The sequence below is a fragment of the Rhodococcus yunnanensis NBRC 103083 genome, from assembly GCF_001895005.1.
Taxonomy (GTDB): domain Bacteria; phylum Actinomycetota; class Actinomycetes; order Mycobacteriales; family Mycobacteriaceae; genus Rhodococcoides; species Rhodococcoides yunnanense.
This window is the reverse complement of the sequence record NZ_BCXH01000004.1, coordinates 373,953-385,504: the sequence shown is the minus strand read 5'-3', so window position 1 is coordinate 385,504 and position 11,552 is coordinate 373,953. Positions and strand designations below refer to the sequence as shown.

10 protein-coding genes are annotated in these 11,552 nt (G+C 64.2%); 1 reads left to right on the top strand and 9 read right to left on the bottom strand.

The window, feature by feature from the left end:
* Window positions 1–17: 17 nt before the first annotated feature.
* Genes RY1_RS10080 through RY1_RS10070 form a run of 3 tightly spaced genes read right to left on the bottom strand, consistent with a single transcriptional unit; the run spans window position 18 to window position 2,551 of the window.
* Entirely contained in the window at window positions 18–443 is a 426-nt protein-coding gene (locus RY1_RS10080) for a PPOX class F420-dependent oxidoreductase (RefSeq protein ID WP_072803373.1), read from the bottom strand.
* A gap of 42 nt (window positions 444–485) precedes the next feature.
* A complete protein-coding gene (locus tag RY1_RS10075; protein ID WP_072803372.1) occupies window positions 486–1,097 on the bottom strand; it encodes a TetR-type transcription factor C-terminal domain-containing protein in 612 nt (203 codons plus the stop codon).
* On the bottom strand, window positions 1,094–2,551 hold the full coding sequence (locus RY1_RS10070) for an amidohydrolase (RefSeq protein WP_072803371.1): 1,458 nt from the start codon (window positions 2,549–2,551) through the stop codon (window positions 1,094–1,096). The genes RY1_RS10075 and RY1_RS10070 overlap by 4 nt, the downstream gene beginning before the upstream one ends.
* 74 nt (window positions 2,552–2,625) lie before the next feature.
* Between RY1_RS10070 and RY1_RS10065 the strand changes: the two genes are divergently transcribed.
* Window positions 2,626–3,096: an acyl-CoA thioesterase gene (locus RY1_RS10065; protein ID WP_072803370.1), complete on the top strand. Its 471-nt coding sequence runs from the start codon at window positions 2,626–2,628 to the stop codon at window positions 3,094–3,096.
* Here the strand turns inward: RY1_RS10065 and RY1_RS10060 are convergent.
* The 6 genes from RY1_RS10060 to RY1_RS10035 all read right to left on the bottom strand — a co-directional run bounded on the left by RY1_RS10060 (window position 3,084) and on the right by RY1_RS10035 (window position 11,505).
* Window positions 3,084–5,024 (bottom strand): acetoacetate--CoA ligase, encoded by a 1,941-nt coding sequence (locus RY1_RS10060; RefSeq protein ID WP_072803369.1) that lies wholly within the window; start codon window positions 5,022–5,024, stop codon window positions 3,084–3,086. The genes RY1_RS10065 and RY1_RS10060 overlap by 13 nt on opposite strands.
* A 106-nt stretch (window positions 5,025–5,130) precedes the next feature.
* Window positions 5,131–6,756, bottom strand: coding sequence for an AMP-binding protein (locus RY1_RS10055; protein WP_072803438.1), 1,626 nt, complete (start codon window positions 6,754–6,756; stop codon window positions 5,131–5,133).
* Between the two features lie 49 nt (window positions 6,757–6,805).
* A complete protein-coding gene (eutC, locus tag RY1_RS10050; protein WP_072803368.1) occupies window positions 6,806–7,576 on the bottom strand; it encodes an ethanolamine ammonia-lyase subunit EutC in 771 nt (256 codons plus the stop codon).
* Complete coding sequence (locus tag RY1_RS10045) at window positions 7,573–8,985, bottom strand: ethanolamine ammonia-lyase subunit EutB (RefSeq protein WP_072803367.1); 1,413 nt, start codon at window positions 8,983–8,985, stop codon at window positions 7,573–7,575. The genes eutC and RY1_RS10045 overlap by 4 nt, the downstream gene beginning before the upstream one ends.
* Entirely contained in the window at window positions 8,982–10,421 is a 1,440-nt protein-coding gene (gene eat, locus RY1_RS10040) for an ethanolamine permease (RefSeq protein ID WP_072803366.1), read from the bottom strand. The genes RY1_RS10045 and eat overlap by 4 nt, the downstream gene beginning before the upstream one ends.
* Before the next feature lie 106 nt (window positions 10,422–10,527).
* Window positions 10,528–11,505 carry a cation diffusion facilitator family transporter gene (locus RY1_RS10035; protein WP_072803437.1) on the bottom strand — a complete coding sequence of 326 codons (978 nt, stop codon included), beginning with the start codon at window positions 11,503–11,505 and terminating at the stop codon, window positions 10,528–10,530.
* Window positions 11,506–11,552: the final 47 nt, after the last annotated feature.

Below are 11,552 nucleotides of genomic sequence, written 5' to 3'. Positions count from 1 at the left end.
GCACCGCAGACCACGGTTCACGAGGTCATGTCGAGAGAAGCGATCACCTTGGTCGGGCGAATACGGACGACGAGTTCACCCGGAACTCCGTTACGCGCGCCGAACTCCTCCGCTCGATCGCCACCCATGTATCGACCACCGATCGCGGTTGCGGTCCGGAGCAGGTCGAGCGGCTCTTCCGAGGTCTCCACCACACCTTGAATCTGAACGAACCCGTACGGCGGCTCCTCCAGGTCGACCGTCAACACCACGCGTGGGTCACGGGCAATGGCGCGACCCTTCGCTGTGTCGGCCCCGGTGTTGAATACGACGGCATCGCCCTCGAGCACGAACCAGACGGGAGCTACGAGTGGCCGACCATCGGCGGCGACGTAACCCAATTTGCCCGTTCGTGTCCCGAAACCGAGGAACTCAACAACATCGGGGTCGGTGAGAGTGGCCATAAAGCGATGTTACCTGTTCGTGATTGTTCACAGGTTTCAGTACTACCGCACGGCACCGACAATTCTTCTCGAGATATCGAGATACACGGTGGCGAGTTCGCCGACGGCGAGCGGCCCGTCCGGGCGGTACCAACCAGCCACCCCCACACACATCGTGGTGACCGCTCGCGACGCGTCGGCCGGGTACGGGGCCTCGAAGTCACCCGAGGCGATCCCGTCGAGCACGATCCGATCGAGCATCCTTTGTTGTTCGTCCCGAAGCCGCACGTAGTGTGTGCGATTCGCCGGTTCCAGGCTGCGGATCTCCGTCGATCCGACGAACGCCAGATTGCTCCGGTGCATGTGGAACAGCAGAAGCGACTCGACGACGGCATCGAATCTCTCCGCCGCGCGTGGCCCGGCCTCGGCCTCCGCACGCGTGGAGCGTTCGAGTAGCTCCTCCATCGCGGCGGTCATCAGACCGACGAGCAGCGCCTGCTTCGACGGGTAGTGGTGGTACAGCCCAGGCACCGACAACCCGGCCCGACCTGCGATTTCGCGCACCGACGTCCCGTGATACCCCTGTTCGACGAATGCGCTGAGCGCGGCGGTGAGCGGCGCCGACAAGGTCGAGCCGGCGTACTCGCGCCAGGTGCCCAGATCGTGTTCGGTCATGACGATCCCACCGCATCGAACGTGCGTCGGCCTGCACGCACCGTGGCGCGGACCGGCACTTCGCGTAGCTCGGCGTTGCCCAACGTGGCCGGGTGTTCGGCGAGAAGCACCAGGTCGGCAGGCGATCCGACGTCGATCACCGAACGTCCACCGCAGGCAGCGGCGAGCGCCACGTCGAGTGGAAGGGCTTCGGCGAACTGCCACGGCTCCCGGTCGTCGTCGGTCCGCCAGACGGCGTCGGCGACCGCGTCCAGCGGTGACGGCGGGCTCACGGGCGCGTCGGAACCGAACAGCAGCCGCGCACCTGCCCGGTGCAAGGACATGTAGGGGTAGGCGATCGACGCGCGGCCGCTCCACAGCTCGTCGGCGACCTCTCGATCGCTCATCGCGTGCTGAGGCTGGACCGACGCCGTGACTCCGTACGCGGCGAACCGCGCTACGTCCGCCGGACGCAATTGCTGCGCGTGTTCGATCCGCCCACCTCCGCCGACCACCTCGAACGCGTCGAGCACCAGGGAGTTCGCGCGGTCACCGATCGCATGGATCGCAGGCCGTATTCCACCGTCCGACGCACTGCGCATCAGAGAGATCAGATCTTCCTGCGTCTCCAGCAGAAGTCCATGCGATCCACCGCCCGGATACGGATCGTGGCAGCACGCAGTTCTCGTGTTGAGCGAACCGTCGAACATGACCTTCAACGGTCCGAGGGAGACACCGGAGTGATCATCGATCACGTCACCGGTCGCAGCGCCGCGAATCAGTTCGTGTTCGAGCCATTCGGGCCACACCGCGAACTGCACGTCGACGGCCGACGTTCCACCGCCGCAGCGGCGCGTCCACACGGCGCGATTGTCCGCGTACTCGAAGTCGGTGACGCCGGTGACGCCCCGTCTGGCCAGCTCGTCGGTGGCAGCGAGCGTGTCGCGGTCACTGTCGTCGACGTCGGCCAATCGGTCGAGGGCATTGAGACCTTCCATGCACTCGATGTCCCGCAGCACACCTGTCGGATGATCGATGTCGAGCTCGGCCAGCAGGGCCGGGCTGAGCCACAGGGTGTGCAGATCCATGCTGGTGATCGCGGCACGCCGTCCTGGCAACGCGTTCTGCAGAATGTCCTTGTGCGGCGTGTCGGGCCACAACGCGTCACGAAATCCCTGCGCACGCAGGATCGACGTGCCGTGCCGCTCGTTCGAACGCGCGAGAATGTCGACGAGATCGACCGCCGAATCCGCGCCCGTCACGTCGATCCGGGTCAAGGAGGCGGCCCACTGCGTCAGATGAACATGGTTGTCGACGAACGACGGCAGCAAGGCCCCGCCGCGACCGTCGAGAACGTCCCCCTCGATCGGGCGTGTCGCTGCACTGGCCGGGTGCACCTCGGCGACCGCGCCGCCGACGGTCTGAACGTCGACAGCGGGAGTGCCCGGGGTGAGGACAACACTTCTGATCAGCACACCCGGACTCTAGAACACCTGGCGACTCGACAGCACGCACCCGTGAAAGAGCGGTGACATGAGAACGTGGACCGGTGACTGACCAGAACCCCATCGGCTACCACGCACGAGTCACCGTCCGGTGGTCCGACATGGACGCCTTCGCCCACATCAACCACGCTCGCATGGTCACCCTGTTGGAGGAGGCGCGGATCGAGTGGCTCTTGTCGAGCGGAGTGGAGCCTGCGGAACGACCATCGAATTCGGGTGATGCCAACGAGAGTTTGATCAAGAGTGCGTTGATCGCCAATGTGAACATCTCCTACAAGAAGCCGCTGCGCCATTCGGACAGTCCGCTCGACATCACCTTGTGGTTCGAGCGGGTGCGGTCGGTGGACTTCACCATCGGCTACGAGGTCCGCGCGGCGGGCGCGGCCGCCGATTCTCCGCCTGCGGTGCTCGCGTCGACTCAGATGGCGATGGTGGACGTCGGCTCGGAGACACTGCGGCGTATCACCCCCGACGAGAAGGAATATCTTGCGAGGTGGACTCGTCAGCGCCCGTGATCGCGACCTTGTTCGATGTACCAGTCCACGAGTTCCGGTGCATCGACGGCCCGACGATCGAGGGTGCGTGCCACATCGCCGCCCTGAAAGATCCGTTTGATCGGCACTTCCATCTTCTTGCCGGTCCTGGTGTGCGGAACCCCTGGGGCGGCGATGATCTCGTCGGGCACGTGGCGTGGTGATGCGTGCTCGCGAATCGCAGCGTTAATTTTCGACCTCAGTGCATCGTCCAGTTCGATGCCGTCGGCCAGCACGACGAACAGCGGCATCCAGTAGCTGCCGTTGTCGGATTCGACGCCGAGGACGAGTGATTCGACTATCTCGGGAAGGGCCTCGACGGCCTGATAGATGTCGGCGCTTCCCATCCGAATTCCGTTGCGATTCAAGGTCGAATCGGACCTGCCGTGTACCACCACACTGCCGTGCTGCGTTCGGGTGATCCAATCGCCGTGACGCCATACGCCTGGATAGGCGTCGAAATAGGCGTCGCGGTATCGAGATCCGTCGTCGTCGTTCCAGAATCGCACGGGCATCGACGGCATCGGCTTCGTGACGACCAACTCGCCCACCTCACCGATCACGGACTTACCGTCGATGTCGAAGGCGTCGAGCGCCACGCCCAGGCACGGCGCGGACAGCTCGCCCGGCCATACCGGCACCGTTCGTACCCCACCGGCGAATGCCGACACCACATCGGTTCCGCCGGAGATCGAGAACACCGGAACCGCGTGGCCGACGTTGTCCGCGAGCCACAGTGACGACGATGCAGGCATGGCGGAGCCGGTGATTCCGATCGCCCGAAGCGCCGACAGATCGTGATCGCGCGCAGGATGCGAATCCGCCTTGATGCACGCGAGAACGTAACCGGGGCTGGTACCGAGAAACGTGACCTTCTCGCGTGCGGCGACAGCCCACAACGCGTCGGGCGTCGGGAATGCCGGGCTTCCGTCGGCGCAGACGATTGTCGCACCCACCAGCAATCCTGCGACCTGGAAGTTCCACATCATCCAACTCGGACTGGTGTACCAGAAGAACGTGTCCTCGGAACCGATGTCCGATTGCAGTGCAACCGCCTTCAGATGCTCGAGGAGTACACCGCCGTGTCCGTGCACGATTCCCTTGGGCAGCCCCGTGGTGCCGGAGGAAAACACCACCCACAGGGGGTGGTCGAAATTCACCGGTACCGAGGACCATTCGTACTCGCCTGCAGTGGCGGATTCCCAGCCGACCGTCTCGCCTGCGTCGTGTTCGCCCACCTGCACCACCAGCGTCACCGTCGGGAGTCCAGCACGCAGGGTCGCGACGTCGGATCGCTTGTCGTGGTGCTTTCCGCCGTAGGAATAGCCACTCGCCGCGACCAGCACTGCCGGATCCAACTGGCCCAGACGATCGAGCGCCGCCGACGCGGAGTAGTCCTGTCCGCACGCGGACCAGACTGCGCCGACACTCGCTGCGGCGAGGAAGGCCACCACGGCCTCGGGAATGTTGGGCAGATAGCCGACCACCCTGTCCCCCGGTTCGACGCCCGCCTCACGAAAGGTGTTCGCCAGCGCTGCTGTCTGCCTGCTCAATTCCGCCCAGGACAACCGGGTGGTCGTGCCGTCCTCACGCGCATGAACGATCGCCGTGCCGTGGCCCTGTGCGTGCCGCCGGACCTGATCGACGTAGTTCAACCGAACACCCGGAAACCATTCCGCGCCCGGCATGTCCGAATTCGAGAGCACATCGGTGGGTTCGGTCTCCGCCGAGATGTCGAAGTAGGTCCACACCGACTGCCAGAACTTCTCGATATTCTGGGTCGACCACTGCCACAGAGCGTCGTAATCGGGCAGCGATACCTGGTGTTCCTGCTCCACACGTCGGGCGAAGTCCGTGATGCGGGCACCCTCGATATCCTCGGGCGACGGCGTCCACTGCGGTTCGGTCATGGGGTCAGTATTCCTCGAGCTCGGGTTCGTACCACCGAAATCCTCAGCTACAACGCCACCATCGGTTGCACACGAGCAGCAGTGTTGTAGGAACGAACCAGAAGCCCTAACCCAGCAAGTCCATCGACCGCTCCCGCATCTCGATCTTGCGGACCTTGCCCGTCACGGTCATCGGAAACTCGTCGACGATGTGGACGTAGCGCGGGATCTTGTAGTGCGCCAGCTTGCCCTCACAGAACGCCCTGACCGACGCGGCATCCAGGGGCGCGGAGCCGTCCTTCATCCGGATCCACACCATCAACTCCTCGCCGTACTTGGCGTCGGGGACACCGATGACCTGAGCATCGAGGATGTCCGGGTGTGTGTAGAGGAACTCCTCGATCTCCCGGGGGTAGACGTTCTCGCCTCCACGGATGACCATGTCCTTGATGCGCCCGGTGATGGAGACGTAGCCGAGGTCGTCCATGACGCCGATGTCGCCGGTATGCATCCACCCTGCGACATCGATGGCCTCGGCAGTCTTCTCCTGCTGCTCCCAGTACCCGAGCATGACGGAGTATCCGCGGGTACACAGTTCGCCTGCATCGCCGCGCGGCACTGTCAGCCCGGTGACGGGATCGACGATCTTGACCTCGAGATGCGGCCCGACCGCGCCGACGGTCGAAACACGTTGGTCGATGGTGTCGTCGCTGCGTGTCTGCAGGGACACCGGAGAGGTCTCGGTCATGCCGTAGCAGATCGACACCTCCGACATACCCATGCGCTCGATGACCTGCTTCATGACTTCGGTCGGGCACGGTGACCCTGCCATGATCCCGGTGCGCAGGCTGGACAGGTCGTACGAATCGAACTCCGCCAGTGCGAGTTCCGCGATGAACATCGTCGGCACTCCGTAGAGCGATGTGCACGCTTCCTTCTCGACGGCAGCGAGCGCCGCGGCTGGATCGAACGAGGCCCCCGGTATGACGATGGCAGCACCGTGACTGGTACAGGCGAGGTTCCCCATCACCATCCCGAAGCAGTGATAGAACGGCACAGGTATGCACACGCGGTCCGCTTCGGTGTAGTGACACAGTTCGCCGACGAAGTAGCCGTTGTTCAGAATGTTGTGGTGACTCAGTGTCGCACCCTTGGGGAATCCGGTTGTGCCCGAAGTGTACTGGATGTTGATCGGGTCGTCGGCGCTCAGCGACCGCTGTGCGGAGGCGATCATGTCGGGGTTCTCGGCAAGGGCACGGTGCCCTCTGTCCGTCATCAGTTCCCACCCGAAACTGCCGATGAACACGACCTCACGCACGCCGGTGGCGTCGAGGCGCGCGTGTTCGATCATGGCGGAATAGTCCGAGCCCTTGAACTCCTGGGCGGACAAGAGCACGCTGACACCGGCTTGCTTCAGCACGAACCCGAGCTCGTGGGTTCGGTAGGCCGGGTTGATGTTGACCAGAATCGCACCGATCTTGGCCGTTGCGTACTGAGCGAGTACCCATTCGGGGCAGTTCGGCGCCCAGATCCCGACGCGATCGCCCTTCTTCACGCCCTTCACCACGAGCCCGGCCGCCAGCAACTCGACGTCGGCCGAGAACTCGGAGTACGTCCACCGACGACCCGACGGTACGTCGACCAGTGCGTCGCGGCCGGCGTACAGAGCGGCGTTTCGATCCAGATCGGCCCCGATGGTGTGCCCGAGCATCGGTTTCGACGACACTCCGGAGGAATAGCTGTCGGTGTCCATCTCAGTCACGATAGTGAGCCGCGTCACTCTCTACTACCCCCGGACGGGGCTATCCTTCGATCGTCGATTTCTCGGTCGCCTCCAACACATCCGCGCGGGAGGTGTCCTTCAACGCAACACCCGATCGCCCCAGTCTTCTCGCCCCGCCGACCAGCCCCGCGACGATCTTGGCCGACTGCGCGTACCCGAGACCCTCGGGTGGATGGATGTTGGAGATGCAGTTCCGGTCGGCGTCCGACTTGCCCGGCGCAGGAAGATGCGTCAGATAGATTCCGAGACTGTCCGCCACCGACAATCCCGGCCGCTCACCGATCAACACGACGACGGTACGCACCCCCATCGCCTCAGCGATGTGGTCCCCCAACGCCACCCGCGCCTCCGTAGCGATGACCGGTGGCGCAATGGAATACGACTCGGACAGCTCGGTCACGAGCGCGTCGAGCATCGCCGCACCGTGATCCATCAGCGCTCGCGGTGACAACCCGTCACCGAGGACGAAACCGACATCGAAGTCGCCTGTCGAAATCGGTCCCAGATCCTTCGGTAGTCGGCCGAGGTCGGGCCTGCGCAGATACTCCGCGCGCGATGTCGCCCTCGACGTGACGACGGCGGGGGCCCCGATACCGACCTTCTCGACGTCGGCGGAGAAGGTCTCGACCTCGAGTGGCATGTGTACGGCATCTCGTGCGGCGGCATGAGCGGAACGAAACTCGAGTACACGACGTGTAGGCAGAGAATCTCCTGTGCGTCCCAACCCGATTCGAGCCTGAGTACTCAGGCGCAGATCTTTCCAGAATGCGTCGACCTCGAGCTCGCTCATCGCGCTCCTGTCAGTGCACGAAGCGGCGAACCGGCCGCATCGATGTCGAGAATGCGACCGTTTCCGTCCATCATTCCGAGCCGCTCCAGCCACGCCGCGAACTCCGGTGCGGGCCCGAGCCCCAGTACCTGTCGGACGTAGAGGACATCGTGGAAGCTCAGGCTCTGGTATCCGAGCATCACGTCGTCGGCTCCGGGAACCGCGATGACGAACGCCACGCCGGCTGCTCCCAGCAGCGTCAGCAACGTGTCCATGTCGTCCTGGTCCGCTTCGGCGTGGTTGGTGTAGCAGACGTCGACACCCATCGGGAGTCCGAGTAGCTTGCCGCAGAAGTGATCTTCCAGCCCGGCTCGGATGATCTGCTTGCCGTCGTACAGGTATTCGGGACCGATGAATCCGACGACGGTGTTGACCAGAAGCGGCTCGAGGTCCCGGCACACCGCGTAGGCACGTGCCTCCAGTGTCTGCTGATCGACGGGCCGCCCGCCGGTGCCCAGATGTGCACCGGCGCTCAGTGCCGAGCCCTGCCCCGTTTCGAGATACATGACGTTGTTCCCGACGGTTCCGCGATGCAGCGACCGGCCCGCCTCGTTCGCCTCACGCAGAAGCGAGACGTGTACGCCGAAGCCGGAATTGGCGCCCTCGGTACCTGCGACCGACTGGAACACCAGGTCGACGGGTACGCCCTTCTCGATGAGTTCCATCGTCGTGGTGACGTGAGAGAGCACGCAGGATTGCGTGGGGATCTCGAATCGCTGCCTGATCTCGTCGAGCAGATGCAGTAGATCCGACGTCGCGTGCGGCGAGTCGGTGGCCGGGTTGATTCCGATGACGGCATCACCGGATCCGAGCAGTAGTCCGTCGAGCGTCGCTGCGGCGATTCCTCGGGGGTCGTCCGTCGGGTGGTTCGGTTGCAGGCGAGTGCTCAGTGTTCCCGGCAGTCCGACGGTAGTGCGGAACGCCGAGGTCACCTCCGCAGCGCGTGCGACGGCGATCAGATCCTGGTTACGCATGATCTTGCTGACCGCCGCAACCATCTCCGGGGTGAGCCCGGCCGCGACGGACCGCAGCGTCGTAGCCGCGTTGTTCGACGCTGCCGTTTCCAGCAGCCAGTCTCGGAGTCCGCCCACGGTCAGATGCGAGACAGCGGAGAAAGCCGTCCTGTCGTGCGCGTCGATGATCAGCCGGGTGACCTCGTCGCTCTCGTAGGGGACGAGCATCTCGTGCAGAAAGACGTCGAGAGAGACCTCCGACAACGCCCACTGTGCTGCGGCTCGTTCGGCGTCGGATTGTGCTGCACAACCGGCGAGTTCGTCGCCGGAGCGCAGTGGTGTGGCCTTTGCCATCAGTTCGACGAGTCCGTCGAACTGATAGGTGGTTCCCGAGATGTGTTGCGTGTACGTGCTCATTCGAGTTCGGCTTCCGCCTTCGCCAGCGCCGCGAACTCCTCGTCGGGAGAGTTCGCCACGAGGTGGTGTCGGCTGTAGATACCGAAGTACAGCATGAAGGCGGCGAAGACGCCGAGGCACCACAGTGCGGCGGTGCTGTCGACGACGAATGTCGCGACCACGGCGAGCGCTGCCACCACGAGTGCGAAGCCGGTGGTGACGATGCCACCGGGAGTGCGGTACGGCCGTTCCATGTCCGGTTCCTTGCGGCGCAGGACGATGTGGCTGACCATCATCAGCACGTAACTCAACGCGGCACCGAAGACCGCCATGTTCAGCAACATGGCGCCCTGTCCCGTGAGCGAGAGAAGGAAACCGATGATGCCGGGGACGATCAGTGCCAGCGTGGGCGCTTTACGGGAGTTGGTGACGGACAACGCCTTCGGAAGGTATCCGGCGCGTGAGAGCGCGAAGAGCTGCCGCGAGTACGCGTACATGATCGAGAAGAAACTCGCGACCAGACCCGCGAGGCCGATGTAGTTGACGATCTTGGCGGGGGTTCCGTCTCCGAGAGCCTCGACGAGCGGGTTGCCCGAGGACTGCATCGCGTCCGCGCCGCCCGCGCCGGTGACGAGGAACAGCACACCCGCACCCGTCACGAGCAGTATGGCCATCGCCGCAATGATGCCGCGAGGGACGTTCTTGGTCGGATCCTTTGCCTCCTCGGCTGCGAGCGGAACACCTTCCACCGCGAGGAAGAACCAGATCGCGAACGGCACGGCCGCCCAGATGCCGAGGTATCCGAACGGCAGGAAGCTCGACGCACCCGCGGCGTCGGTCGGGGCGATGTCGGTCAGGTTGGACGCGTCGAACTGTCCGAGTGCGGAGACCGCGAAGATCACCAAGCCGACCAGTGCGATCGCAGTGATGACGAACATGATCTTGAGCGCTTCTCCCGCACCTGCCAGGTGGATACCGATGAAGATCGCGTAGACCGCGAGGTACACCCACCACCCGTCGGTGATGCCGAACAGACCGAGCGATTCGACGTACGCACCGATGAAGGTGGCGATCGCCGCGGGCGCTATCGCGTATTCGATGAGAATTGCTGTGCCCGTGGCGAACCCACCCCAGGGACCGAGGGCGCGTCGCGCGAACGTGTAACCGCCACCGGCAGCGGGCAATGCCGAGGACATCTCGGCCATGCCGAGGACCATCGCCAGGTACATACCGGCGATGACGATTCCGGCGATGAGCAGACCGCCGAAACCGCCCTGTTCGAGGCCGAAGTTCCATCCGGAGTAGTCACCGGAGATGACGTAGCTGACGCCGAGTCCGGCGAGCAGCACCCAGCCCGCGGTGCCCTTCTTCAGCTGGCGTCGTGCCAGATAGTCGCTGCCTTCGACGTGTGATTGTGTGCTGTCGTGATGGGTGCCTGTTGGCTCGGCAACGGACATGGTCGGCCTCTCGGGTACAGGGTTCGCGCGCCGGCGGTACGCGAAGCTTCGAAGTTAAACCCGCGGTGTGAGCGGGGCGTCACCGCCTCGTGACGAGCAAATTACGTCACCTCGACACGACGCCGGCGTCGCCGATATCGTTCTCGTCCGGCTCGGCGACCGTCAGAACGGCATCGACTACGGCAGTGTTGGTTTCCAGTTCGCGCTCCAATCGCCGGAGTGTGTGCGCGATCGAGGACTCGACGGAATCGCCGACCAGGTCGACACTTGCGACGAGAAAGATCTGCTTCGGTCCGACGAATTCGATGCGAACGAATCGAACGGATGCCACTTCCGGTAGCCGCTCGATACGCTCGACGACTGCATTCCATAATGCGCGCGAACCCGGTTCGCCGGTGAGGAATCGTCGATTTCGATCGATCAATACCACTGCTACCACGCCGAGAAGGACACCGACCAGTATCGAGCCGAGCGAGTCCCACACAGCCGAGCCCGTGATCTGATGCAGCCCGATCCCGACGGCGGCGATCACGAGACCGATCAACGCCGCACTGTCCTCGGCGAACACGGCACGCAGTGTGGGATCGGAGGTTTCCAGCGCGTAGTCGAGGAAGTCCTTGTCGTACGCGTCGGCCTCACCTCGAATCTGCCTGACGGACTGCAGGAACGAGATTCCTTCGAGCACGAACGCCACCGCGAGCACGATGTAGTTGATCGTGTAGTTCTCGGCCGACGACTCGCCTGCGAGCAGCGAGGTCACACCGTGCCAGATCGACACCGCGGCCCCTGCCACGAACAGACCGATCGCGGCGAGCAAGGACCACACGTACGCCTCACGGCCGTACCCCAGTGGCCTCGTCTCGTCCGGTCCCCGCGAACCCCGCTTGTTCGCCACGAGGAGGAATATCTCGTTGCCCGTATCCGCCCACGAGTGCGCGGCCTCGGCCACCATCGATGCCGATCCCGTTGCGATCGCCGCAGCGGTCTTGGCCACGGCCACTCCGAGGTTGGCACCGAACGCGATGACGACGGTGCGGGGGCTCTCGCTTCCGGCACCGCCGTCGTTTTTCGTCGAACTGGTCATCTGTGTCACTCTGGCACGTTCGACGACCCGATGTGTTCCGGTGGCAC

Excerpts from the sequence above, each read along its gene's own strand:
- RY1_RS10055 (WP_072803438.1), bottom strand. The coding sequence starts at position 6,756 with ATGGACACCGACAGCTATTCCTCCGGAGTGTCGTCGAAACCGATGCTC.
- RY1_RS10075 (WP_072803372.1), bottom strand. The coding sequence starts at position 1,097 with ATGACCGAACACGATCTGGGCACCTGGCGCGAGTACGCCGGCTCGACC.
- RY1_RS10060 (WP_072803369.1), bottom strand. The coding sequence starts at position 5,024 with ATGACCGAACCGCAGTGGACGCCGTCGCCCGAGGATATCGAGGGTGCC.
- RY1_RS10045 (WP_072803367.1), bottom strand. The coding sequence starts at position 8,985 with ATGAGCACGTACACGCAACACATCTCGGGAACCACCTATCAGTTCGAC.
- eutC (WP_072803368.1), bottom strand. The coding sequence starts at position 7,576 with ATGAGCGAGCTCGAGGTCGACGCATTCTGGAAAGATCTGCGCCTGAGT.
- RY1_RS10080 (WP_072803373.1), bottom strand. The coding sequence starts at position 443 with ATGGCCACTCTCACCGACCCCGATGTTGTTGAGTTCCTCGGTTTCGGG.
- eat (WP_072803366.1), bottom strand. The coding sequence starts at position 10,421 with ATGTCCGTTGCCGAGCCAACAGGCACCCATCACGACAGCACACAATCA.
- RY1_RS10035 (WP_072803437.1), bottom strand. The coding sequence starts at position 11,505 with ATGACCAGTTCGACGAAAAACGACGGCGGTGCCGGAAGCGAGAGCCCC.